Here is a 24851-nt window from a genome sequence, read left to right as displayed (position 1 = left end):
CAAGGACTATGCAGGTAGCGGTTCTTCGTCGACCATGTCATCGTGCTCACCATTCCATTCCCGATACTCGACTAGCGCCGGCACTCGCTCAATAGCTCCCAAGGGCTCAATGCCAAGCGCATACATGCGGGCCAGCAGGTCGTTGAGCACTTCCTCCCTGCGCATCGACCAGGTCGAAGCAAAGCAGCGCCAGAAGACCCAACCGGCGCGCTCAAGCACCCGCTGCCGATTCATATCCGCTTGCCATCGGTCGGGGCCATGAAACTCATCGCCATCTAGTTCGATGGCAAGTCGCGCGTCGTTCGCGCCCTCAACCACCATGTCGATGCGAAAGGCTCCCGCCTTCACCTGTGGAATGACACGGTAGCCCCGGTTCACCAGCTCCGTGTACACCTGCCGCTCAAAGCCCGACTCGCATAGGTCGATGAGGTTTTTTTCCTCCTCGCCATTGCCCTGCTGGTCGATTGGCATCGAGAAATGCTGTAACAGGCCTGCGCGCAGGTCTTTCCCTGATGCAGACAGTTCCGAGAGCTTCACTGAGCGCACGAGATACATGCGGTCCTGCGCGCGACTCGCAGCGACGTTGAACCGCTGCTCTGACGACTGGTCCGAAAGCGCTCGCGTGCCGGACGAGTCGATGACAAGCGACAGGAAGATGATGTGGCGCTCAGCACCCTGGAATGTCCGGGCATCGCCGCAGGCGAACTTACGCCGGTGCAGTTCAGCCGCGTCACAGCGCTCGCGCACGAGCGCGTCGATGAACTTGCCTTGCTCTGGCCCGAGCAGCGTGACCACGCCCAGCGTGCGATGCTCGAACTGCGGGTTGGCGAGGATGGCCTGAATTTCGGCCACAATCGCCTCGGCCTCCGCGCGGTTGATGTCCCTCTTGTCGCGCACGCCGTGCGGCACGTAGATGTCGACCAGCGGTGGGTCAATCCTCTGTGACATTTTGGGAATGCGCAGTGGCTGGATGAAGTCCTTGTAGAAGTGCTTGTTGCTGTACGCGATGATGGGCGGGACGCATCGGAAGTGCTCGCGCAGCATGACCTTCTGCGCGGCGAACACAGTCGACGCGATATCGTAGAGCGACTTCTCCGGCGTAAGTACGGGCGCATGGGGCTGGTCAGCAAGGAAACGGTCCTTCAGCTCCTGGATACGCACGGCCGAGATGAAGCCGCCATCCGGCGACACCTGCCGGTCGTCGCCAACCACCAGAATCTTCTTGCCGCGCAGGATTGCCGGCAACGCCCACAGGTCAGACTGGGACGCCTCGTCGACGATGACGAGGTCGAAGGCGCCAAGGTTGGCCGGGAGCGTTTCCGACACCTTGGCGTGGCTCATCACCCAGCACGGCACGGCGTCTTGTGCGTCGTGCATCGCCTTCTGCGCGTCGCGGCGGTGCCGGACTGCATTGGGGCCGGTGCCGGCGCCGATACGGCGAATTGCAGTACGGTAGGTCTCGAGCGCCGATAGCACCTTCGGCGTCGCGTTCATCTTGGTCGATAGCCATGCCGACTTCGACACCATGCTCGAGTAAAGGCGGGAGAGCCCCGACTCGACATCCCGGCGCTGGGCCGCGAGTTCAAGCAGTTCCTGTCGCGCTTCGATGCTTTCCAGGTAATCGCGCACACGCGCCCAGTTCCACGCGTCGCGCCAGCTTGCGGGCCACGTAACGTCTTCACCAGCGGCGGGCACCGGGACGCTGCGCAGTCGCGCGGCGAGGCGCACAGCGCCAGCAGTCTCAATCTTTTTACTGAGCGTGCGGACCGCTTCGAGTTCGTTGAAAAGCCCTTCGATGCGTCGCAGTTCCGCAACCAGCTCGGCGTAGTCGGCCGCCGCTTTCTCTGCCGGCAACGCTGGCTCACCCAGACGGTTCTCCGCAAAATCGCGCAGCTGCTCCGCCACCGGCCCGCGGGTGCCCGCGAGCTTCTCGCGCAGGATGCTCAGGTTCGTCATCGCCTGCGCCAGCTCAACACGGCTCAGGTGCTGGCGCAGATAGTCCCGAACGCGCGAAAGCTGCTCCGAACCACCTCGAAGGTCATCCACTGGCGGCACTGCAAACACCTTGTCGGCGACCGCGGTTAGATGGACGTCGTGGTTCGTCGCGAAAGCATGTGCCTTACGCGCGGCGATGGTGACCCGCTCAATATGACGCAACTGCGTGACGCTCGGTGTGAGTCTCGGGACGACCAGGACATCGGCGAACTCGTTCCAGCGCGCACAGAAAGATGCAACTTTCTCGTGCAGGTTCACGTACGAGAGCACATGCTGCCAGTCAGCTTCGTTCTTCGGCCCGATTTCGGCAATACGAATTGCTGTCACCATTTCCTTGGCATCGCCCGCGCCCATCGCGAACATGCCGAAGGGCTTGCCAGTCTTTGCCGCGCGCTCAAGCGCCTCTTTTACCTTCGGTGAGCCAAGCGCGGCCTCGTCGATTTTGACCGGGCGCTGCATGAACACCGAGCGCGCCTCCATCAGCTGGTCGGATTCCCCAAAAAGCGCTTCCAGGGCCATGCGTTCAGTCGCGTGGTCGGCACGGCGGCATTTGCGCCTTAGGTCAAACGGCCATGTCTCTTCGGTTTCTTCAATCTCGATGGCGAGCGTGACGGCCGCGTCGACCTTGGCGAGCATGTCGCGCGCATGCTCGTACACATCGTCAGTTGTGGCCCTCAACGGAATGAGCGTGCCCTTCGCCTCTGCCTCCTTGAGGCTCGCGATATTCACCATGACCGTATGCAGCCGGCGGACATCATCCACGGTCAGGAGCGCGGCACTCGCCGGGAGATGCGACGAAACATATCCAATGTCGGTGCCGAGGTTGCGCCGCGCCTCGCGCAATGCACTTACCTCCTCGGCAACCAGCGGCGGCGCATTCTCGGGAGCAAGCGAGAGCGAATCGTCGAACCAGGAGAACGTCTTCCCGCCTTCGATAACGAAGTCCGCCATCTTCTGGGCACGCATCACGACGCCATCCACCTCCACATCGGATAGTTGCGTCATCGCGATTTCGTCGATGCGGCGGTCGATGCGCTGCATGGTAGTATGCGCGCGGTCGATGGCGGAGAGGTCTGCCTGAATCTGGGAAGCGACCACATCCGGGTTCATCTGGCTAACATGGTGAATGATGGCCTCAATACTCGCCTGAAACTGCTGCATGCCCTGCCGGTCACCCGAAAGCAATGCCACGGTCAGCGGTCGCACTTCCTCGGGAATCTTCTCCTGCAGCAGTTCGAGGGCTTTCTCGCCCTTCGACGTCACCAGAATCTTCTTTCCGTTCGCCAAGTAGTGGCAGATGATATTGGCGATGGTGTGTGTCTTCCCGGTCCCGGGCGGGCCCTGCACCGCCACGCCGTCGGAGCGCTCGAGTTGCTCGACGATGGTGACCTGCTCGTGGTTGTAAGGCAGCGGAAAATAAAGTTCTCGCGTCTTGCCCGAACCACTGGATGGCGCCCCCGCGAGGCCGCGGAATGAGACGGCCTCATAGCTGACCTTCTCATCGGCGGGCGGTGTAACCAGCGCGAGCGGGCCTTCCGGAATCTCGGCTCCGTCTTTCAGGCGCGCCTTGAGCCGCTCGATGTCCTCGTGCAGGAAGTTGTTCGACCGGGGCCTCGAGTGGAGCACCCACAGGTCTGTAATGAGCAGCGACGGACCAGCAGGAGGTAGCCCCACCTGTCCTTCAATGTATTTGCCGTTGCGGTCGATATTCCCTGCAATGCTTCTCAGGGCATGCTCGTAGGTACCCGGGTCGAACGGATTGGGCGGGCGCTCCGCCGACCGCTCGAGCTCTTCCTTGGCCGCACGTTCGACTGCTGCTGCGCTTTGCAACTGACAAGCGGAAAACGCGTCAAATTCGATGCGTGGGCTGACCGCGCGTGGACGGACCTCAATGGCGAGGGTACGGTCGTCGATGGCCAGTTCGAGCGATTGCGTGAGCACCGGATACTGGTAGTCGAAGTCGACCTTCTTCGTGCGTTCCTCAAAGCTCATCTTCCAGGACGCGACACCAATGCCGCACACGAACTCCTGCGGCTTGGCCGTGTCTTCAAGCTCCAGCTGCTGCTTGAGAGAGAACAGCTCACCGTAAAGTCGGATTGCCTGCCACCGCGGCTTTTCTGCCTCGGCCCATGTCTGCCAGAGTCTGGTGTAACGCTCCAGCTCCGCCTGAACAGCCTCTTTCTCGCTGTCTGCAAGCCGCTGCGACGCCAGCTCAGGCTCACCTTCCGTCAAGACAGCAATGCGCCGCTCCAGCGCCGCTTCATTGATACGCGGAAGTTTTCCAGTCGGGTTGGAGTCGACGACAAACAGTTCTTTCTGTTCGGGTGGAACTGCTGGCGGATTCTGGGCCTCAAGTCGCGCAACGCGGAGCCAGATATGGTCGCCTTCGACCTTGATGTCGAGGTCTACACCGGGCAGCCCTCGCAGGTCGCCACTCGTGCGAAGGAACCCGTCGGCGCCAGAAAGCCTGAATCCCCGAGGGTCGATATCTTTAGATTGCTCGATGACGTAGTCAAGCAGCTTGGTAAGCAAGCCAGAAGCACTCATTTATCCCTCGGATTCGGTACGTGTCATCCGCGGCAGCACGATTAGCCCGAGCTTTCGACAGTGGTCGAAGATAAGCGTCTCGAGCAGGTTCGTCTGACTGCGGTTTTCGTATTCAGCCGCTTCTTGGAGCAGGCGTTTTAGGTCCGGCCGAACGCGTACATTGATGGTTTCAGTTTTACCAGCGGGCATATCTTTCCCGGCAATTTTGTAACGCAGAATACGTTACACAACTGCCTGATTAACGGCAACAACGATTGCCGTCTGAAGTGCAGGTTTCCCGTGCCCGATTAGTCTGAGAATCAGGGCCGGAGTGGTAGACCAACGACGATGGCGAAACGGATTCCCGAAACAAGCAGCTCTGAAAGAAGGAAATGTGGAGGCAGGAGGCGTTGGCTTGGTCATCCGCTCCCTTGGCTTTCAAGTTCGAGCGGTCAAATAGATGGACGCCCAGCGAGCTAGTGAATGTCCGTTATCGCGAAACGCGGCGAAGTCCAGCGATGACCGACCGCGTCCACGTCAGCAACGAGGGGAATCTGTCTTTGAGCCCAGCGAGAGGTCTTTTGACTTGTCCCGCAGACGCGCGCGGCGGCTGCCACGCAGTGACCGGTCCCACATGAAACTAGGTCGATGTAGCGACGCCAGTCGTAAAAGGTGAGATATCGCTCAAAGCTTCGCTCGTGTCGGGCAACTTCCTGTCCCTCGTGAACGATGCTCAGATATGTCGGGTAGCTGTGCACGCTAACGACGTGATTGGTCAGACTCGACGGCACACTGTAGCGATTGCGTTGAAAGTGGATCAGACTCGTTGAGGAGACGCGTAGCGTCTGCTCAACGTACCCATCAAAGGGCTTGGGGTTGGGCATCAACTTCGTGCGCTCATCTTGCAACGCATCTGCGATGGTGAGCTCAGGCTACTGCGGGTGTTTGCCTTGCCAAGCGCATAGGCATTGGTCAGCCACCCACTCGTTGAGCGTCGCCAAAGTTTCCCATCGACGCTCGGCAGCTTCATGCCAAATCTGTCGCCGTCGATCTTGCACGTTCTTCTCGACGATCCCTTTTTCCCAACCGGCGGCACGATTGCAGAACTCTGGCTCGAAGAGGTAGTGGCCACACATCGCCTCAAAACGAGCGTTGATTGCTCGCTCTTTGCCTCGGCCGACTTTGTCGACCGCCGTCTTCATGTTGTCGTAGATCCGTCGGCGAGGCACGCCACCAAATGCTGCAAAAGCTCGAGCATGTGCGTCGAATAGCATCTCGTGGCTCTGCGTGGGATAGGCAACCAACCAGAATGCGCGACTGGCGTTGAGTTTGACGTGAGCGACCTCGAGCCGCCGGCGCAAGCCTCCCACGAAGGCATACTCGCAGCTCCAGTCAAATTGGAACGCCTCTCCGGGATCGAAAGCCAACGGCACGTAGGCTTTAGTGCGTGGCGCTTGGGATTGCACCTCGTGCCAATGCCGCACGAACGCGCTCACTCGTGCGTAGCTCCCGGCATAGCCCTGTGCGTGGATTGCCTCAAACATGAAGCGAGCGGTACGGCGATCGCGCTTAGGCCGATGGCTGTCAGTACGTAACCAGCCACTCAGTTGCTCTGCCCACTCATCAATGACGCTGGGGCTGACTCGCTTGGGATACTGGGGTTCGACCGCATCGGTCTGGCGCAGCCAGCTGCGAATCGTGTTTCGGGACAGGCCCGTGCGTCGCGCAATCTCTCGCAGCGGTACCTTCTCGCGGAAATACATCCGCCTGATCTTGGCTAGCATGCCCACCGTGATCACCTTGGTATCTCCTGCTCAAAGGTTGAGCAGGACATTGAATCACGTGGGTCAATTTTCGATGAAAACTACCCCCTTCAAAGGGTCAGTTCTTGGTGCACATCAACAGCCATTTATTTACATTTCAAAAGCGCCCGGTTCGAAGCACGATACAAGGCGACACCAAAAATGTAAATAATAAAAAAGCCCGCAACCGCAACGGTTACGGGCGAGCTAGTTACTTTTTCCTAAAAGTGCTCTCTAGAACGGAATATCGTCATCCATGTCGTCAAAACCGCCGCCCGACTGCTTGGCCGGTGCTTGCTGACGGGCACCGCCACCACCACCACCGCCACCACCGCCGCGCGAATAACCGCCACCGCCGCCTTCGTCGCTACCACCACCGCCGCGCGAGTAGCCGCCACCGCCGCCGCCACCTTCACCACCGCTGCGGCCGCCCAGCATCTGCATCTGGTCCGCTACGATTTCCGTGCTGTAACGCTCGGTGCCGTCCTGCGCCTGGTACTTGCGCGTGCGGATACGACCTTCGATATACACCGCCGAGCCCTTCTTCAGGTACTCATTGACGATCTCGGCGAGACGGCCGAAGAACGACACCCGGTGCCATTCCGTCAGCTCCTTGAACTCGCCAGACTGCTTGTCCTTGTAACGGTCGGTCGTCGCCAGACGAATGTTCGCGACCGCATCGCCGCTCGGCATGTAGCGGACTTCGGGATCGGCGCCAAGGTTGCCGACCAGGATCACTTTGTTGACTGATGCCATAAATCTTTCTCCGGTATTGCTGATATCCGATCAGGATTGATGAGGCGCTGGCGTCCTCATCGGTGCGGCGATTATAAGCCACACGACAGCCCCGACTGAGCAAGTGATGAAGATTGCGTTCTGACCGTAGTGGGTCATCAGAAAACCCCCTATCGCCCCGCCGCAAAACAACCCGAGGGCCTGCGTCGTGTTGTACACGCCCACCGCCGCGCCCTTGCGCTGCCCCGGCGCCAGCTTCGACACCAGCGACGGCTGCGATGCCTCCAACACGTTAAAGCCCAGGAAGTACACGAACAGCACGCACGCAATCACGCCCACCGTCGGCGGCAATCCGCCCAGCGCCGCCTGCGCCACCGCGACCAGTGCAATCGCCGAGAGCAGCACCACCTTCATCTTGCCGCGCTTCTCGGCCGCGATGATCGCCGGCACCATCGCCACGAACGACAACCCCATCACCGGCAGATACACCTCCCAGTGCTGCGCCACCGGCAACCCCGCCGCCACCAACATGCGCGGCATCGCCACGAACAGCGCCGTCTGTGTCGCATGCAGCACGAACACGCCGAAATTCAGACGCAACAACTCCGGGTTGTGCAGCACCTCCGAGAACGGCGCCGGGCCCACCTTGGGATGCGCGGGCGGCGTCGGCACGACCCACACCACCACGAAGATCGCCAGTACCGCCAGAATGCCGATGGCCGAGAACAGGCCACTCATGCCCAGCCAGTGATACAGGAACGGTGCACACACGATGGCCACCGCGAACGACAGGCCAATGCTGCCGCCGATCATCGCCATCGCCTTGGTGCGGTTGGCTTCGCTCGTCAGATCGGCCACGCACGCCATCACCGCCGAGGAAATCGCTCCAGCCCCCTGGATCGCCCGGCCGACGATGATCCACGCCAGATCATGCGCCAGCGCCGCCACGAGCGAGCCGATCGCGAACACGATCAGGCCGAACACGATGACAGGCTTGCGCCCCAGCCGGTCGGAAGCCCACCCGTACGGAATATAGAACAGGGACTGCGTCAGACCATAGATGCCGATGGCCAGTCCGACGAGAAAAGTGTTGTTGCCGCCAGGAATCGTCTGCGCGAACACAGAGAACACCGGCATGATCAGAAACAGACCGAGCATGCGCAGTGCAAAAATCCCCGCGAGCGACGCGCTCGCGCGCACTTCCAGCGGGGTCATGCGGCCACCTCGGCCGCGCGTTGTGGCAGGGGAAGCGGAAGTCACGGAATCGGTAGACATTACGTCCTGAGAGATGGAAATAGCGCGCGCAACATCGTGCGGCCTCGGAATCGTCTGATGATTGCTGCCCGGGCGCGCAACACGCCAGCCGCCTGGAGGCATGTCGATGGGCCTGGACGACGGTCCGGCGCCAGCCCCCTGGAAAGCGGGCGATTCGCCCCCATCTATGGCCAATGCCGGTATATCGCCCGAGACTACCCGTCAGCCGGTTCAGCCCCAGCAATCAAACTTAGGTATATTAGCAGGTTTAGCCGCCCTGATTTTCCCCCAGCGGCCCGCCCGACCGCTCCCGCCGCCCGCTGCGTCGACGCCCGGCCAACGCCGTGCCAATATCGCGCGACGTCCCGGGAAACTCGGACTCTTGGGGGCCGGAAACCGCCCCGCGACATTTCGCCGCGCGGATTCCTCGGCGACGACCCGGAACCGTGAATGGAAACCATCCGTATTCGTGGGGCTCGTACCCACAACCTCAAGAACGTCAATCTCGACTTGCCGCGTCACCAGCTCGTGGTGATCACCGGCCTGTCCGGTTCCGGTAAGTCGTCGCTGGCCTTCGATACGCTCTACGCGGAAGGTCAGCGTCGCTATGTCGAGAGCCTGTCGGCCTACGCCCGCCAGTTCCTGCAACTGATGGAAAAGCCCGATGTCGACCTGATCGAAGGCCTCTCGCCCGCGATCTCCATCGAACAGAAGGCCACGTCGCACAACCCGCGCTCGACGGTGGGCACGGTCACGGAAATCCACGACTACCTGCGTCTGCTCTACGCGCGCGTGGGTACGCCCTATTGCCCCGACCACGGCCTGCCGCTCGAATCGCAAAGCGTCTCGCAAATGGTCGACGCTGCGCTCGCGCTGCCGGAAGACACCAAGCTCATGATCCTCGCGCCCGTCGTGGTCGATCGCAAGGGCGAGCATGTCGACCTGTTCGAGACGATGCAGGCCCAGGGCTTCGTGCGCTTTCGCATCCGCTCGGGCGGCGGCGCGGCCAACGAAGGCACGGCGCGCGTCTACGACATCGAATCCCTGCCCAAGCTCAAAAAGACGGAAAAGCACTCGATCGACGTGGTCATCGACCGCGTGAAGGTACGCGCCGATCTGAAACAGCGTCTGGCGGAATCGTTCGAAACGGCACTGCGGCTGGCCGACGGCCGGGCCGTGGCGCTGGAAATGGACACCGACAAGGAACACGTTTTCAGCTCGAAGTTCGCATGCCCGGTGTGCTCGTATTCGCTTCAGGAACTCGAGCCGCGCCTGTTCTCGTTCAACAATCCGATGGGGGCATGCCCAAGCTGCGACGGTCTTGGCCACATGACGTTCTTCGATCCAAAGCGCGTCGTCGGCTTCCCGGCGCTCTCGCTCGCCTCGGGCGCGATCAAGGGCTGGGATCGCCGCAACCAGTTCTATTTCCAGATGCTGCAGAGCCTCGCGGCGTTCTACGACTTCGATGTCGACACGCCCTTCGAGGAGCTGCCGGAAGCCACCCAGAAGATCGTACTCTTCGGCTCCGGCGAGCAGACCATTCCCTTCACCTATGTGAATGAGAAGGGCCGCACATCGGTGCGTGAGCATGCCTTCGAAGGCATCATCCCGAATCTGGAACGACGCTATCGCGAAACCGATTCCGTCGCCGTGCGTGAAGAGCTGGCCAAGTACCAGAACAACCAGGCCTGCCCCGATTGCGAAGGCAGCCGCCTGCGTCGCGAAGCCCGTTTCGTCAAGGTCGGCGAAGGCCAGCAGGCGCGCGCGATCTACGAGATCGGCAACCTGCCGCTGCGCGAAACGCTCGGCCACTTCCACGAACTGGTCCTGCACGGTGCGAAGCGCGAGATCGCCGACAAGATCGTCAAGGAAATCGTGGCCCGCCTCACGTTCCTGAACAACGTGGGCCTCGACTACCTTTCGCTCGAACGCAGCGCCGATACGCTCTCGGGCGGCGAAGCGCAGCGCATCCGCCTGGCGTCGCAAATCGGCTCGGGCCTCACCGGCGTGATGTACGTGCTCGACGAGCCGTCCATCGGCTTGCATCAGCGCGATAACGACCGCCTGATCGGCACGCTCAAGCATCTGCGCGATCTTGGCAACTCGGTCATCGTGGTCGAACACGACGAGGACATGATTCTCGCAAGCGATTACGTCGTCGACATGGGGCTGGGCGCGGGGATCCACGGCGGCAGGGTGATCGCACAAGGCCGCCCCGAGCAGATCGAAAACGCGCCGGAGTCGCTCACGGGGCAGTACCTGTCCGGCGCGCGGCGTATCGAAGTGCCTGCGCAGCGACGCGCGCCGAGCGACGATCGACTGCGAATTCTGGACGCATCGGGCAACAACCTCAAAAACGTCTCGCTGGATCTGCCGGTCGGGTTGCTGACCTGCGTGACCGGCGTGTCCGGTTCGGGCAAGTCGACGCTGATCAACGACACCCTGTATCACGCCGTCGCACGGCATCTCTACGGGTCGTCGGCCGAGCCGGCGCCGTATGACCAGATCGAAGGGCTGGAGCACTTCGACAAGGTCATCAACGTCGACCAATCGCCCATCGGACGCACGCCGCGCTCGAACCCGGCCACCTACACGGGGCTGTTCACCCCGATCCGCGAACTCTTCGCCGGCGTGCCCGCGGCCAAGGAGCGTGGCTACGATCCGGGCCGTTTCTCGTTCAACGTCAAGGGCGGACGCTGCGAAGCCTGTCAGGGCGATGGCGTCATCAAGGTCGAGATGCACTTCCTGCCCGATGTGTATGTGCCCTGCGATGTCTGCCACGGCAAACGCTACAACCGCGAAACGCTCGAAATGCAGTACAAGGGCCGCAATATCTCGGAGGTGCTCGACATGACGGTCGAGCAGGCGCACGAGTTCTTCAAGCCGGTGCCGGTCGTCGCGCGCAAGCTCAGGACATTGCTGGACGTGGGCCTGGGCTACATTCGCCTCGGCCAGTCGGCCACCACGCTCTCGGGCGGTGAGGCGCAGCGCGTGAAGCTCTCGCTCGAACTCTCGAAGCGCGACACGGGCCGAACGCTTTACATCCTTGACGAACCGACGACCGGGCTGCACTTTCACGATATCGAGCTGCTGCTCACGGTGATCCACCGGCTGCGCGATCAAGGCAATACCGTGGTCATCATCGAGCACAATCTCGACGTGATCAAAACGGCGGATTGGGTGATCGATCTCGGGCCGGAAGGCGGCGCGGGCGGTGGGCAAATCATTGCGCAAGGCACGCCCGAGCAAGTGGCGGCGAACAAGGCCAGCTTCACCGGCAAGTACCTCGCCCCATTGCTGACGCGCGCAAAGTAAGCGCATCGCCCGTTCGGGCTGTCTTACGTCACGACACGCGCGAGCGCCTTGCGAGGGTCGCCCGCGTCGTCGCGGCAGAGTCTTATTACAAGGACGTCATTGCATGGAACCGCGCTCTGGCTGGCATCCGGATCGGGATGCCTGGATCGAACTGGCGAGCTACGCGGCCGCCGCCCTCGCCCTTTGGCTGATTCTGAGCATCCACCTGCTCTCGGTGGTGCTCGCGGGGACGGTCGTCTATCAGCTCGTGCACGTGCTCGGGCCGCGCCTGCAACTGCGCATCTCCAGCGAGCGCGCCCGGCTGGTCGCCGTCGCCCTCCTGTCGGCGGTGATCGTCGCGCTGATGACCGCGATCATCTTCGGCATCATCACGTTCTTCCGCAGCGACGCCGGCCATCTGGAACACCTCAACGGCCGGATGATGGACGTGGTCGAGCAGGCGCGTGCGCAGTTGCCCGCCTGGATCACGGCACGCCTGCCGGCCGACAGCGACGACATCCACCAGTCCATCACCGGCTATCTGAAGGACCACACGCAGGAGATGTCGCTCGTCGGCAAGGAAGCGCTCAACGCGATGGTGCACATCATCGTGGGGCTCGTGCTCGGCGCACTCGTGGCCCTCTCGTCGATCCGGCCCGTGCACAGCATGCGCCCGCTCTCGGCCGCGCTCTCACGGCGCGTCACGCTGTTTGGCGATGCGTTTCGCCGCATCGTGTTCGCTCAGGTCAAAATCTCGGCAATCAACACGCTCTTCACCGCGATCTTCCTGCTCGGTGTGCTGCCGCTGTTCGACGTTCACTTGCCGCTGCGCAAGACGATGATCGTGGTGACGTTCGCCGTGGGCCTGCTGCCGGTCGTCGGGAATCTGATCTCGAACACGTTCATCGTGGTGCTGGGCCTGTCGGTCTCGTTGTACGTGGCCATCGCCGCCCTGACCTTCCTGATCGTGATTCACAAACTCGAGTACTTCCTGAACGCCCGCATCGTCGGCACACAAATCCAGTCGCGCTCCTGGGAGCTTCTGCTCGCCATGCTCGTCATGGAAGCCGCGTTCGGGCTGCCCGGACTGGTCGCCGCGCCGATCTATTACGGCTATCTCAAGAGCGAACTGGCGGAAAAGCAACTCGTCTGAGTATCGACCGGCGCCCTGGCGGCCGCTGCCACCGTCGAATCATCGACAGGCACCGGGCGTTTTTCGGGACGCCATTTGACATTTCGTCACTGAATGACATAATGTCAAATCATGAAATCTGCCAAATCGTCTGCCCCCCGCATGCTCGACGAGAACGCCTTGCTGCTTCGTGAAGGTCGCAAGATTGTCGAGGCGCTCGGTCAGACCTTCGCGCCGCTTGTCGAAGTGGTGTTGCACGACCTGACCGATCCAGACCATGCCATCGTGGCGATCGCCAACAATTTGTCGGGGCGCGAAGCCGGCGATGCCGTCACGGAGATGGGCCTCGCGCGCATCGCCGACCCGGCATTTCCCGAGGTCATCGCGAACTACGCGAATCGGTTTCCCGATGGGCGTCCGGCCAAGAGCACGTCCATCGGGCTGAAAAACGGTCGCGGCGAGTATGTCGCCGCCATTTGCCTGAACATGGACATCTCGATGCTCGCGGCGGCGGCGGCCAGCGTGCAGCAACTGGTGAGCGTGCCCAACCATGCGCCGACGCCCGTGCGCGAAACGCTCTCGACGCGCCGTCTCGACGACATCGTTCCACTGATCACCGACTTCGCCGCGCAGCGCAACACCACGCCGCAGGGCCTGACGCTCGCGCAGCGCCGCGAAGCCATCCGCCTCGTCGAGGCCCGCGGTCTGCTCGACCTTCGTCACGCGCACGCCGAAGTGGCACGCGCGCTGGGCGTCGCCCGCTCGACCGTCTACACCTATCTCTGCGACACGAAAGGCACATCATGACAACTTCTTCGCTGGCGATTACCTATGGCGACATCGCTGCCGCCCACGACCGGATTCGGGAGGCAGCGCATCGTACGCCCGTGCTGACGTCGCGTACCGCCGACGCCATGACCGGCGCCCGCCTGTTCTTCAAGGCGGAGAATTTCCAGCGTATGGGCGCGTTCAAGTTCCGCGGGGCCTACAACGCGATCTCGCAGTTCACGGCCGAGCAGAAGCGCGGCGGCGTGCTGGCCTTCTCGTCGGGCAATCACGCGCAGGCGATTGCGCTCTCCGCGCGCGAGCTTGGCGTGCCGGCCGTCATCCTGATGCCCCAGGACGCCCCGCAGATGAAGATTGACGCGACGCGCGGTTACGGGGCGGAAGTGATGCTGTTCGACCGTTACCAGGAGGATCGCGAAGCGCTTGCGAAGCGTCTCGCGCAGGAGCGCGGCATGACGCTGATTCCGCCGTACGACCATCCGCACGTGATGGCCGGCCAGGGCACGGCAACCAAGGAATTGATCGAGGACGCGGGTGAGCTGGACACCCTCGTCGTTTGCCTAGGCGGTGGCGGGTTGCTCTCGGGCAGTGCCGTCGCGGCGCGCGCATTGAATCCCGACATCGAGATCTACGGGGTGGAACCGGCGGCCGGCAACGACGGCCAGCAGAGTTTTCGCACGGGCAAGATCGTGCACATCGAAACACCGCGCACGATTGCCGACGGCGCGCAGACCCAGCATCTCGGCGAATACACGTTCCCGGTGATTCGCGCGCTCGTCGACGACATCGTGACCGTGACCGACGAGGAACTCGTACAGACGATGCAGTTCTTCGCGAGCCGCATGAAATTCGTGGTCGAGCCGACCGGCTGCCTCGCCGCGGCGGCGGTGCTGCAAGGCAAACTGGATATCCGCGGCAAGCGCGTGGGCATCATCCTGTCGGGCGGTAACGTCGATATGGCGCGCTTCGCCAAACTCACGTTGGGAGAAACGGTATGAGCACCCAGGCCGATGGCATCGACGCCGTGAACGTGGCGGCGCTGCAGCCGCCGCGCGGTCACTATTCGCATGGTGTCCGCGCGGGCGGATTCGTCTTCGTGTCGGGGCAGTTGCCGATCACGCCGGAAGGCGAGCGCCTCGCCGGCGCGCCGTTCGCCGTACAGGCGAAGCAGGCGTTGGATAACGTCGCAACGATTCTTGCTGCGTGCGGCACGCGCATCGACCGCTTGGTGCAGGTGCGCGTGTACATCACGAACGTCGACGACTGGGGGCCTTTCAATGAGGTCTACGCCGCCTGGGCCGGCCAGGCGAAGCCCGCCCGCGCGGTCGTGCCGGTGCCCGCACTCAGTCATGGCGTGGCGGTGGAGATCGAGGCCACGGCGTTGGCAGGCTGATTCGGCGGCACCCACGCGGTGACGGCATCGAGGTGGACGCGCGGCGGCGCCGCTGCCGACTGGCAGGAACGCGCGTCGTCAGGCTCGGCATTGCGCACTTTGCCCACCGGAGATGGTGCGTCCGTTTTCCAAAGCTTGGCAACGGTTTGCGAAATATCCCAGGATTTTTGCGCGTACAGATTCGTCCGACGGATACACTTTGGGCCACGAACGCCGACGACCACCACGCCATGACAACTCCTGATTCTTCGCCTCTGACGCAGGCGGCCACCCCCGACGCAACGCCCCCGCAATCACAGCAACGCATCGACGACGAGCCGATGCGGCTCATTACCAGCTTCAACGACGTTTTCGTCGTCGTCGCGTCGGCGCTGCTCATGTTCGGCACGGCGTGGCTGACACGCACGCTGCCGCCATGGCTTACGGCGCTGGTCTGCGCGGCGCTCTTCTGGGGACTGTCGGAGGTGTTCGTGCGGCGCCGTCGCATGGCACTCCCCGCCCTCTTCTATTGCTTCGGTTTCATCGCATCGTTTGCCAGTGTCGGCCTCATCGGCATACAAGCCGCCGCGCCGGGATTTGGCTCGGGCGAACCCATCCCGCCCGAGGCGGAAGGACTCGCGCTGGGCGCCCATGTCCTGCTGTCGCTGTTCGCAAGCTATGCCGGCATCGCCGTCGGCACGGTGTTGTACTGGCGACGCTTTCGAGTGCCGGTCACCCTCGCCATGGGCATCGGCGGGGTGGTTTTCCTGACCTGGCTCTTCGTCGTGATTCTCGGCGAGAACCTCATCGACGCCCTGCGCGCCGTGACCATCGTCGGCGGTCTCGCGATCTTCGTCTGGGCATTGCGATGGGACGCCCGCGACCCCAAGCGCACGACCTTTCGCTCGGACGTCGCGTTCTGGCTGCATCTGCTCGCCGCCTGCATGGTCACGCATCCAATCTTTTGGGCGCTCATGCCGGATCACGCCGTCGGCGCCATCGCATTCTTCGTCTTGCTCACGGGAATTTCGCTCGCGATCGACCGTCGCGCCCTGATGATGTCGTCGCTGTTGTATGTGATTACGGCAATGCTCAACCTTCTCGTGACCTCGGAGAACACGCATGCGTTGGCGGTTGTCGCCGTCGTGGTCGGCGGCGCCCTGTTGCTCCTGTCCGCCTTCTGGCACCCGTCACGCGCGGCGGTCCTGAAGCTGCTGCCCGCAGGCTGGCGCGCACGCCTGCCTCATTGAAGCGTTACCCGCGCCAGCAATTTCATATAGTGATCGAGCGATGGCGTCGGCATGCCGGCGACCTTCGCGCGGTCGTCCCAGCGACGTAGCCGCAGCGCCGCCTCGGCATGCTCGCGAGCCAGGAACGTCTTCGCCTCGTCATCGCTGAACACCCCGCCCTGCAACGCCAGACTGCGCACCGAATCGACCGAGAGTTTGCTGAAGTAATCGGGATCGACCGCGCACAGACAGCGCTTGGCATCCACGTGCAGACGAATGGGATCGAGCACCGCGTTGCTGAACAGCGGGCGCAGGAAAGGCAGGGCGAAGTACTGATGCAGATCGTCGATGCCGCGCTCAGAGGGCGTTTCGCCCTGAAGGTTGAGCAGATGACCGAGATCGTGCAGGAAACTGGCGGCCACCAGCGCCTCGTCGGCGCCTTCGCTCTCGGCCAATGCCGCGCTTTGCAGCGCATGCTCCAATTGCGTGACCGGCTCGCCGCTGTAGGCAAGCGAACCGAAGTTATCGAACAGGGTGCGGATGTCCGGCAGGCTCAGGGCCATCGTGTGAACTCTCGTTGTCGTCGCGAACACCGGCGGCGGCAGCCGTCGCGACATCGGCCAGTACCGCCAGCGTCGACGCCTTCGATTCCTTGGGCGTCTTCGAATCCCTTGTATCCTTCGCGTCCTTGCCGTCCTTCGGCTTGTCCCGCATGCGGCTCTTGCGCAGCGCACCGGCATCGTCGAGCACCGGATACGCCGTCGAGCAGAACAGCGAGTTCAAACGCTTCATGTCGCTGATGATGTCCAGGTGCAGTGAACTCGTCTCGATGCTCTGCACCGACTGGCCCGCCAGACGGTTCAAGTGCGTGTACGAATAGGCGCGCTCCAGATCGCGGAAGCTCTCCTTCTCGGCCATGAGCCGCTGCGCACTCCGGAGGTCGGTGTTCAGGAACACCGAGAGCCCCAGTTGCAGGTTCGTCACCAGTCGCGCGTGCATGTCGCAGATTTCCTGCAACCCCGCTTCCGAGAACGACAGCTTGTGCGAGATCTTTTTCTCCTCGACCTCCGTCACCATGCGCTCGATGATGTCGCCCGCGTGCTCCAGATTGATCGTGAGCGAAATGATGTCCGTCCAGCGGCGACTGTCCTGCTCGCTCAGGTTCTCGCGCGACACGCGCGTCAGGTACATCTTCACCGCGGTATAGAGATGGTCGACGTCGTCGTCGAGACGGCGCGTCTCTCTCGCGCGCGCCACGTCGTTGCTGCGAATGACTTCGAGCAACCCATTGAGCATCTGCTCGACGATGTCGCCCATGCGCAACGTCTCGCGTGTCGCGTTGGACAGCGCCACCGACGGCATCTCCAGCGCGCTCTCATCCAGGTGGCGAGGACGCATCACGCCGTCCACCTCCGGCCGTTCCGAGAGCAGACGCACACACAGGCGCGCCATCGGCTCGGTGAAGGCGAGGAACACCACGCATCGCACCAGGTTGTAGAGCACGTGGAAATTGACGACGGCTTGCGCGGGGGCATCCGAGAGCCAGCTCACCAGCGCCGGCGCATAGTCGACGAACGGCAGCACGATCAGGCAGCCGATCAGCTTGAACACAAGGCTGCCGAAGACCACGCGACGGCCCGCCGCATTCTGCCCGGCCGACGTGAGCATCGCGAGCATGCCGCTGCCCAGATTCGCGCCGATCACGAGGCACAAGGCCACCTTGAGCGAAATCACGCCCGACGATGCCAGCGTCGCCGTCAACAGCACCGCCGCCAGACTCGAATACGACACCATCGCGAAGAGCGCACCGATCAGCGTGTCGAGCATCACATCGCCGGTCAGCGACCCGAACAACACCTTGACGCCCGCCGCTTCGGTCATCGGCGTGGTCGCGTTCACGATCAATTGCAACGCCAGCACGATCAACCCGAGCCCGATGGCCACGCGGCCGATCTGGCCAGCGCGCGTCTGCTTGCGCGACAGAAAGAAGACCACGCCGAAGAAGATCAGCAACGGCGAAAGCCAATGCAGATCGAACGTCAGGATTCGCGCCATCAGCGCCGTACCGACGTCCGCCCCCAACATGATCGACAGCGCGGGTGCGAGCGCGATCAGGCCCTGTGCACCGAACGACGAGACGATAAGCGCCGTCGCGTTGCTGCTCTGCACGAGTCCCGTGACGAGCAAGCCTGCCGCAAACGCGAGGAATCGATTCGAAATGCTGTGCGACAGAATGCGCCGCAGATCGGCGCCGTAGACGCGCAAGACCCCGGTACGCACTATGTGCGTACCCCAGATCAGCATTGCAACGCCGGAGAGCAGGTTAAGGAGTGTCAGCATGCCAGTGTTCCGTGATCATTGTGTCGACGGGACCGGCAGCGCCCTGCGCCGCCAACATGACGCGCACACTGGTTTGCCAAACCGGCATCCCGCGTCAGTCCAACACTGGCGTCGGGATGCGTATGAAGTTCACGCGTCATGCGTATCCCCAATCGGAACACCGTACACCAAAATTATCAGCGCAACAATCGTGTCATCAATTTGTCACAATTTTTGCCCTGATTCCGCCAAGCCTTGTTGCGCAAGGGGAACAGCCTGAGCCGAAGCGCCGCGAAACGCGGCTTTTCGCCCCATTCGACCGTGTCGGCGGGCGCCCCTTGCGCGGTCGATCACCTACCTCAGACACCCCACGGCAACGTGAACGTTTTGGTGTTGGTGAAGCTCTTCATCGCCTCCTGCACGCCTTCCTTGTAGCCGAGCCCGGAATCCTTGATGCCGCCAAACGGCGTCAACTCGATGCGATAGCCCGGCACTTCCCAGATATTGACCGTCCCCACCTGCAGTTCGTTGGTGAAGCGCGTCACATAATCGAGGCGGTTCGTGCACACGCCGGACGACAGACCGAATGCCGTGCCGTTGGAGATGGCGATGGCTTCGTCGATACTGCCGAACGTCAGGATCGGCGACACCGGCCCAAAGGTCTCTTCGCGCACGACCGTCATTTTCGGATCGACACGATCGATGACGGTCGGCGAGTACAGCGCGCCCTCGCGCCGGTTGCCCACGAGCAAGCGTGCACCCTGCGACACCGCTTCGTTCACGCGTGCCTCGAACAGGCGGGCGGCCGCTTCGTCGATGACCGTGCCCATGTCGTTGGCGCCGTCGGCCGGGTCGCCGTACTTCCAGGCGCGGGTCTTTTCCACCACGAGATCGGTGAACTGCGCCGCGATGTCGCGATGGACGAGCATCCGCTTGACGGCCGTGCAGCGCTGGCCTGAATTCTTGTACGACCCCTGCACCGCCAGATCGGACGCACGATCCAGATCGGCATCCTCCATCACGATCAACGGATCGTTGCCGCCGAGTTCGAGCACGATGCGACGATAGCCCGCCTTCGACGCGATGTACTTGCCGATCGACACGCCCCCGGTGAACGTGATCATGTCGATGTTCTCGTTCGTGAGCAGCTCGTCGGCAATCTCCATCGGGTCGCCGGTCACGACTTGCAGCATCTCCGGCGGCAGACCCGCTTCATAAAGCGTGTCTGCCAGGTAGCAGGCCGAGAGCGGCACCTTTTCCGACGGCTTGAGCACCATGCGATTGTTGGTCGCAATCGACGGCGCGACCTTGTGGGCCACCTGGTTCATGGGGTGGTTGAACGGTGTGATGGCCGAGATGGCCCCGAGCAGCGGCTCTCGCTGCGTTACAACGCGGCGCTTCTTGCCATGCGGCGTGAGATCGCACGAGAACGCCTGTCCGTCGTCCTTGAGCGCTTCGCCGGCGGCGAACCCGAGCACATCGGCCACGCGACCGATTTCGTAGACGGCGTCTTTCTTGCACAACCCCGATTCCATCGTGATGATCGCCGCCGCCTCGACCGTGCGCTCGCGCAGCAACGCCGCGGCCTTATCGAGAATGTTGGCGCGCTCGAAGCGCGTGAGCGTCGAGCGATACTGCTTCGCAATCGAGAACGCGCGGCGCACGTCATCGAGCGAGGCTTTCGGCACCGTGCCCACCAGATCGCCCGAGTAGGGATTGAAGATTTCGATGATTCGATCGCGGGTCACCTTCTCGCCGCCGATGCGAAGCGCTTCGGCGCGGAACTGGGGATGCAGCTTGTGCGGCGCATTCATGGGGTTCTCCACAGCGTGTCCAACGGGTCGGGGCCCGGCGACGCAACCGTTCTGGGTTGCACGCCGCGGGCTCACAGGGCAAAGGCGTTGCGGTACCGCGTCAGACGTGATTGAGTGCCACGTCGAGAATGTCGAAGTTGCGCAACCGCGCCTTGCCCGGAATGCCGCCGGTCTTGCGGTTGAACAGCAACGGCACCGTCTGCTCCGAGATCCCGCCATGCGAGCGCAGCGGCACCGTGAGTCCGGTCAGATCGTGACGGCTGGCACTCGTGCCCAACACGACCGACTGATCGCTCACAACGACCAGGTCGCCCACGCGGTCGGGCGGCAGTTCGAAGCGAGCGCATGCCTCGGCGTTGCTCAGCACGACCTCGATACCGGGCATCGCGGCGATGCGCCGGCGCATGGCGTCGCGATCCACGTCCTGCGGCAGATAGATCGTGGCAAACGAGCCGAGCGCGCCGTGATGCACCACGTAGGGATCGGTAATCGGCAGAATCACTCGCGCGCCGCCGGCTTCCACGCCCTTGCCGAGCCAGTCGTCGAGCAGATCCTGCAAATAGATGACATTGGGCCGGCCAGTCGCCGGATCGTGCTTGGCGTTCATGCCGTGGTCGGCCGTCAGTCCGATGACGGCGCCCAGCGCGTCCATGCGACGCAGATAGCCGTCCATCATCGCGTAGAAATCGTTCGCGCCCTGCGTGCCCGGCGCCCATTTGTGCTGAACGTAGTCGGTCGTCGAGAGATACATCAGGTCGATGTGACGCGTCTCCAGCAGGCGCACCCCGGCGGCGAACACGAACTCGGAAAGTGCCGCGCTGTAGACGTCCGGCACCGGCATGCCGACGAGTCCCAGCACGTCGTCGATACCGTTCTCGGCGAGCGTGACGTGGTCCGCCTTTTCCGACGAGAAGCAGATGCCCGTCATGCGATGGCCGAGCAGCTTGCGCAGCTTGTCCTTCGCGGTCACGACCGCCACGCTCGCCCCCGCATCGGCGGCGGCGGCAAGCACCGTGCCCGCGCGCAGGTAGGCAGGATCGTTCATCATGACTTCCGCGCCGCGACCGCCATCGGCCGACGGGTCGAAGAAGTAATTGCCGCAGATGCCATGCACGGCGGGGGGTACGCCGGTCACAATCGACAGGTTGTTCGGGTTGGTGAACGACGGCACGACGCAGTCGCCCTGAAATACCGCACCGTCCGCCAGCAGGTGCTTCAGGTACGGGGCGACGCCGGCAGCAGCGGCGGCTTCGAGATACTCGAACTGGCAGCCATCGACGCAGACGATGACGGTCGGCTGTTGCGGCAACCGGTATTGGCGGCCGTTCACTTCGATCTGTACGGACGGGTTCACGTCGGGTCTCCTCAAGCGCAATTCGGTAAATGGCCGACGGTGTCGCCCTCGCGGCAGCACGCACCCGACGGCCGGGTATTCAGCAATACAAACCGTTCACGGTCCTTCAGCCGGCCTTCGCCTGCGCGGCGGCACCAGGTGCCCGCGCAAGGGCCTCGCGAATGCGCGCGCGGCCTCGCGACAGATGCTCGCGCGTGACTTGCGCCGCATGCTCGGGGTCGCGCGACGCAATCGCGCTCACGATGTCGCGATGCTCACGCGCCGACTGCGGCGGCGCAGACGTATCGCCGGTCAGCGCTTCGTGACGGAACAGGCTCAGTTCCCTGACCAGGCGCCGGTAGGTTTCAATTAACTTGCGATTGCCGACCATCTCGACGAGCACGTCGTGAAACGCCAGGTTCAGCCGGTAATACGCCTCGCTGTCGCCCGCCTCTACCGCAATGTGCATAGCCTCGACGGACTCGCGCAGACGGGTGAGCTGCGCCGAGGTGATCGACTCGGCCAGCGTGCGCGCCACGAATTCGTCTAGCACGCCGCGCAGCGTGTAGATCTCTTCGGCCTCCTCCAGCGAGATAACGCGCACAAACACGCCCCGATTCTTCTCGGTGCGCAGCAGCCCCGCTTCTTCGAGCGCGCGAAACGCTTCGCGCACCGGACCGCGCGACACGCCCAGACGGCCGGCCACTTCGATCTCGTTGAGCTTGGTGCCGGGCGTAAGGGCGCCCGCCATGATGAGACGCTCGATTTCGTGCTGGACAAGCGTGGTCAGCGACTGGCTCTGTAACAGCTCGATCGCCGAGGGCGACGTGGGATTTGGATTCATACCGGTCTTCCTTCTCTCCGAACGCTGGCGTCATCCTGCGACGCGATCCCGCAACGGCACAAATCGCTTCCGCGCCGATCATTGGCAATTTGTGGCGTTACGCGACTATTTGTGTTGTTGGCTATTCAAGCACAACGATTTGTAGATTGTCAACAAATCGCACTCGCCATTTCCCAGAGATTGCGCAGAACCGCTGAACAACGTTGCGCGCAGCGACGACAAAACCCTATCCCAATCAAAGGTTTCCATACTATTTGAGGTATTTGACGAACAGATGACAACACCTCAGCGGTTTCAATAAAACGACATAATTTGCCAATAATATGCAACACATCGCCTCGCCGAGGTGTTTACCGAACGCAGCTTGTTTTCCCGCTTGATAGGAGGCGGTCATGATTCTTGGTCAGGAACCGATTCTGCTCACCCCCGGCCCGCTCACCACGTCGCCGGCGACGCGGCAGGCCATGTTGCGCGACTGGGGCTCGTGGGACGCGCAGTTCAACCGCGTCACCGCGTCGCTGTGCCGCGATCTCGTGGACATCGTGCAGGGCGGCGACACGCATGTCTGCGTCCCGCTCCAAGGCTCGGGCACGTTCTCGGTCGAAGCGGCCATCGGCACGCTCACGCCGCGCGACGCACGCATTCTCGTGCCGGACAACGGCGCGTACTGCCAGCGCCTGCTCAAGATCTGTCGCTATCTCGGGCGCGACGCCGTCGCCCTGCCCATTCCCGACGATCAGGCGGCCAGTGCCATCGCGATCGACGAAGCGCTCACGCGCGATCCGTCGATCACGCACGTTGCTCAGGTCCATCTGGAAACTGGCGCGGGGGTCCTCAATCCGCTCGCGGATATTGCACACGTCTGCCAGAGGCACGGTAAAGGGCTGATCGTCGATGCCATGAGTTCGTTCGGCGCGCTGGACATCGACGTGCGATCGATGCCGTTCGACGCGCTGGTCGCCGCGAGCGGCAAATGCCTGGAAGGGGTGCCGGGCATGGGCTTCGTGATCGCCAGGCGGTCAGTGCTCGAAGCGAGCGGCGGCAACAGCCATTCGCTGGCGATGGACCTGCACGACCAGTACGCATACATGCAGAAGACCACGCAATGGCGCTTCACCCCGCCGACGCACGTGGTCGCGGCCCTGCGCGCGGCCGTCGATCAGTTTTTCGCCGAGGGCGGCCAACCGGCTCGCGGCGAACGCTACCGCAAGAACTGCCGGACATTGGTCGAGGGGATGGCGTCGCTGGGCTTCCGGCCGTTCCTCGCGCCGGAGATTCAGTCGCCCGTGATCGTGACGTTCCACGCGCCCGCCGACAGCAAGTACGATTTCCAGACGTTCTATGCGGCGGTGCGCGAGCGGGGTTACATCCTCTACCCCGGCAAGCTCACGCAGATCGACACGTTTCGCGTGGGCTGCATTGGCGCCGTGGACGATAACGAAATGCGCAACGTCGTCACGGCGATCGGGCAGTCGCTGGCGTCGCTCGGCATTCGGCAAGTCGCGCCCCTCACGCGCGCAGCGTGATGGGGTGGCCGCCGACGCATGCAGGGCGCGGCGTTCTCGACGGCCCTCACGTTCGGCGACGCAACTCGGCGTCGCCGAACGAGCACGGCACTCGCCGGCCTCGGGCGCCTCGGGTAAGCTCTCGGGTGTCGCGCGCTTGCGCTCCCACGCTCCGAGGTCGCCGCCTATGCCGTCGTCGAAGACACCTGACGCCGCCCCGCCGGTCAAAGCCAACCCCGCTCGCAAGCGCGGCGCCAAACTTCCCGAGATTCGCTTCAAGCGGGTATACGATGCCCCCGAAGCTGCCGACGGCCAACGCGTGCTCGCCGATCGCCTCTGGCCCCGCGGTCTCGCCAAGGCCAAGGCGCAAATCGACTTCTGGGCCAAGGACGCCACCCCGAGCACGCCGCTGCGCCAGTGGTTTCACCAGCATCCCGAGCAGTTCGACGAATTCCGCCAACGCTATCTGGATGAACTCGCCGCGCTCGACGCCGAGCGAAACGCCACGCTCACAGACCTGCGCACGCGATTGACCGAAGGCCCCATCACGTTGCTCACCGCAGCCCATCGACTGGAAGAGGAGGATGCGCGCACGCACCTCGACGTGCTGCGCGACTTCCTGACATCGCGATAGGCTCGAACGCCTGCGAGGGCATCGACGCTGGTGTCGTTGCCGGCGTCGCTGCAACCGCCAGCATGCAACGATCGACCGCGTGTTTCGATAGATACAACAACGTATTGTGGTGCAACACCGCATTCCACCCTCCAAAACGATGTTGCCCGGCGCGGGCTCCGTGAAAACCCGCATGACGCCTGGCGCTGCACGCGACCGGCACGGACCGCGGAGAAGTTTGCTATAACCCTCACTGCGCCGCCATCGAGCCTGCGATGACCGGCGCACCGCCGTGTTA

At 62.9% G+C, this 24851-nt stretch carries 16 protein-coding genes and 1 pseudogene; 8 read left to right on the top strand and 9 right to left on the bottom strand.

What is annotated here, in order from left to right:
• Window positions 1–6: 6 nt before the first annotated feature.
• From OYT13_RS02760 to OYT13_RS02745, 4 genes and pseudogenes are all read right to left on the bottom strand, one after another.
• A complete protein-coding gene (locus OYT13_RS02760; RefSeq protein WP_268567209.1) occupies window positions 7–4542 on the bottom strand; it encodes an AAA domain-containing protein in 4536 nt (1511 codons plus the stop codon).
• A gap of 617 nt (window positions 4543–5159) precedes the next feature.
• Window positions 5160–6311, bottom strand: a pseudogene (istA, locus tag OYT13_RS02755) (IS21 family transposase); the annotation flags it as partial.
• 246 nt (window positions 6312–6557) lie between these two features.
• A complete protein-coding gene (locus OYT13_RS02750; RefSeq protein WP_017232617.1) occupies window positions 6558–7079 on the bottom strand; it encodes a single-stranded DNA-binding protein in 522 nt (173 codons plus the stop codon).
• Window positions 7080–7109: 30 nt separating this feature from the next.
• Complete coding sequence (locus OYT13_RS02745; protein WP_017232618.1) at window positions 7110–8273, bottom strand: MFS transporter; 1164 nt, start codon at window positions 8271–8273, stop codon at window positions 7110–7112.
• A 489-nt stretch (window positions 8274–8762) separates the two neighbouring features.
• Between OYT13_RS02745 and uvrA the strand changes: the two genes are divergently transcribed.
• The 6 genes from uvrA (at window position 8763) to OYT13_RS02715 (ending at window position 16146) form a co-directional block, all read left to right on the top strand.
• Complete coding sequence (uvrA, locus tag OYT13_RS02740; RefSeq protein ID WP_150562292.1) at window positions 8763–11627, top strand: excinuclease ABC subunit UvrA; 2865 nt, start codon at window positions 8763–8765, stop codon at window positions 11625–11627.
• A 103-nt stretch (window positions 11628–11730) separates the two neighbouring features.
• Entirely contained in the window at window positions 11731–12759 is a 1029-nt protein-coding gene (locus OYT13_RS02735) for an AI-2E family transporter (RefSeq protein ID WP_150562291.1), read from the top strand.
• A gap of 111 nt (window positions 12760–12870) precedes the next feature.
• On the top strand, window positions 12871–13545 hold the full coding sequence (locus tag OYT13_RS02730; protein ID WP_268567208.1) for a helix-turn-helix transcriptional regulator: 675 nt from the start codon (window positions 12871–12873) through the stop codon (window positions 13543–13545).
• Window positions 13542–14522 carry a threo-3-hydroxy-L-aspartate ammonia-lyase gene (locus OYT13_RS02725; protein ID WP_017232622.1) on the top strand — a complete coding sequence of 327 codons (981 nt, stop codon included), beginning with the start codon at window positions 13542–13544 and terminating at the stop codon, window positions 14520–14522. The genes OYT13_RS02730 and OYT13_RS02725 overlap by 4 nt, the downstream gene beginning before the upstream one ends.
• Entirely contained in the window at window positions 14519–14917 is a 399-nt protein-coding gene (locus OYT13_RS02720) for a RidA family protein (protein WP_017232623.1), read from the top strand. The genes OYT13_RS02725 and OYT13_RS02720 overlap by 4 nt, the downstream gene beginning before the upstream one ends.
• Window positions 14918–15147: 230 nt before the next feature.
• A complete protein-coding gene (locus OYT13_RS02715) occupies window positions 15148–16146 on the top strand; it encodes a hypothetical protein (protein WP_268567207.1) in 999 nt (332 codons plus the stop codon).
• Here OYT13_RS02715 and OYT13_RS02710 read toward each other — a convergent pair.
• The 5 genes from OYT13_RS02710 to OYT13_RS02690 form a co-directional block, all read right to left on the bottom strand.
• The gene (locus OYT13_RS02710) at window positions 16140–16688 is read right to left on the bottom strand and encodes a phosphonate degradation HD-domain oxygenase (RefSeq protein ID WP_017232625.1); all 549 of its coding nucleotides are present in this window, start codon (window positions 16686–16688) and stop codon (window positions 16140–16142) included. The genes OYT13_RS02715 and OYT13_RS02710 overlap by 7 nt on opposite strands.
• On the bottom strand, window positions 16648–18465 hold the full coding sequence (locus OYT13_RS02705; RefSeq protein ID WP_083902213.1) for a Na/Pi cotransporter family protein: 1818 nt from the start codon (window positions 18463–18465) through the stop codon (window positions 16648–16650). Before OYT13_RS02705 ends, OYT13_RS02710 begins: the two co-directional genes overlap by 41 nt.
• Before the next feature lie 338 nt (window positions 18466–18803).
• On the bottom strand, window positions 18804–20258 hold the full coding sequence (phnY, locus tag OYT13_RS02700) for a phosphonoacetaldehyde dehydrogenase (protein ID WP_268567206.1): 1455 nt from the start codon (window positions 20256–20258) through the stop codon (window positions 18804–18806).
• Between the two features lie 100 nt (window positions 20259–20358).
• Complete coding sequence (phnA, locus tag OYT13_RS02695) at window positions 20359–21612, bottom strand: phosphonoacetate hydrolase (RefSeq protein ID WP_017232628.1); 1254 nt, start codon at window positions 21610–21612, stop codon at window positions 20359–20361.
• A 106-nt stretch (window positions 21613–21718) separates the two neighbouring features.
• Window positions 21719–22435 (bottom strand): phosphonate utilization associated transcriptional regulator, encoded by a 717-nt coding sequence (locus OYT13_RS02690; protein WP_268567205.1) that lies wholly within the window; start codon window positions 22433–22435, stop codon window positions 21719–21721.
• 392 nt (window positions 22436–22827) lie between these two features.
• Between OYT13_RS02690 and OYT13_RS02685 the strand changes: the two genes are divergently transcribed.
• Both OYT13_RS02685 and OYT13_RS02680 read left to right on the top strand, forming a co-directional pair.
• A complete protein-coding gene (locus OYT13_RS02685) occupies window positions 22828–23961 on the top strand; it encodes a 2-aminoethylphosphonate--pyruvate transaminase (protein ID WP_268567204.1) in 1134 nt (377 codons plus the stop codon).
• 166 nt (window positions 23962–24127) lie between these two features.
• Entirely contained in the window at window positions 24128–24574 is a 447-nt protein-coding gene (locus OYT13_RS02680; protein ID WP_268567203.1) for a DUF488 domain-containing protein, read from the top strand.
• The last annotated feature ends 277 nt before the right edge of the window (window positions 24575–24851 follow it).

The sequence above is a fragment of the Pandoraea sp. XJJ-1 genome (assembly GCF_026802345.1).
In the GTDB taxonomy this organism is placed as follows: domain Bacteria; phylum Pseudomonadota; class Gammaproteobacteria; order Burkholderiales; family Burkholderiaceae; genus Pandoraea; species Pandoraea cepalis.
The sequence above is the reverse complement of the archived record's forward strand: the minus strand, read 5'-3'. Positions and strand labels throughout refer to the sequence as shown.

What these genes read in the sequence shown, in the direction of transcription:
- OYT13_RS02750 (WP_017232617.1), bottom strand. Translation starts at nt 7,079, where the DNA reads ATGGCATCAGTCAACAAAGTGATCCTGGTCGGCAACCTTGGCGCCGAT.
- OYT13_RS02710 (WP_017232625.1), bottom strand. Translation starts at nt 16,688, where the DNA reads ATGGCCCTGAGCCTGCCGGACATCCGCACCCTGTTCGATAACTTCGGT.
- OYT13_RS02735 (WP_150562291.1), top strand. Translation starts at nt 11,731, where the DNA reads ATGGAACCGCGCTCTGGCTGGCATCCGGATCGGGATGCCTGGATCGAA.
- OYT13_RS02705 (WP_083902213.1), bottom strand. Translation starts at nt 18,465, where the DNA reads ATGCTGACACTCCTTAACCTGCTCTCCGGCGTTGCAATGCTGATCTGG.
- OYT13_RS02730 (WP_268567208.1), top strand. Translation starts at nt 12,871, where the DNA reads ATGAAATCTGCCAAATCGTCTGCCCCCCGCATGCTCGACGAGAACGCC.
- OYT13_RS02745 (WP_017232618.1), bottom strand. Translation starts at nt 8,273, where the DNA reads ATGACCCCGCTGGAAGTGCGCGCGAGCGCGTCGCTCGCGGGGATTTTT.
- OYT13_RS02760 (WP_268567209.1), bottom strand. Translation starts at nt 4,542, where the DNA reads ATGAGTGCTTCTGGCTTGCTTACCAAGCTGCTTGACTACGTCATCGAG.
- uvrA (WP_150562292.1), top strand. Translation starts at nt 8,763, where the DNA reads ATGGAAACCATCCGTATTCGTGGGGCTCGTACCCACAACCTCAAGAAC.
- phnY (WP_268567206.1), bottom strand. Translation starts at nt 20,258, where the DNA reads ATGAATGCGCCGCACAAGCTGCATCCCCAGTTCCGCGCCGAAGCGCTT.
- OYT13_RS02685 (WP_268567204.1), top strand. Translation starts at nt 22,828, where the DNA reads ATGATTCTTGGTCAGGAACCGATTCTGCTCACCCCCGGCCCGCTCACC.
- OYT13_RS02690 (WP_268567205.1), bottom strand. Translation starts at nt 22,435, where the DNA reads ATGAATCCAAATCCCACGTCGCCCTCGGCGATCGAGCTGTTACAGAGC.
- OYT13_RS02715 (WP_268567207.1), top strand. Translation starts at nt 15,148, where the DNA reads ATGACAACTCCTGATTCTTCGCCTCTGACGCAGGCGGCCACCCCCGAC.
- OYT13_RS02680 (WP_268567203.1), top strand. Translation starts at nt 24,128, where the DNA reads ATGCCGTCGTCGAAGACACCTGACGCCGCCCCGCCGGTCAAAGCCAAC.
- OYT13_RS02720 (WP_017232623.1), top strand. Translation starts at nt 14,519, where the DNA reads ATGAGCACCCAGGCCGATGGCATCGACGCCGTGAACGTGGCGGCGCTG.
- OYT13_RS02725 (WP_017232622.1), top strand. Translation starts at nt 13,542, where the DNA reads ATGACAACTTCTTCGCTGGCGATTACCTATGGCGACATCGCTGCCGCC.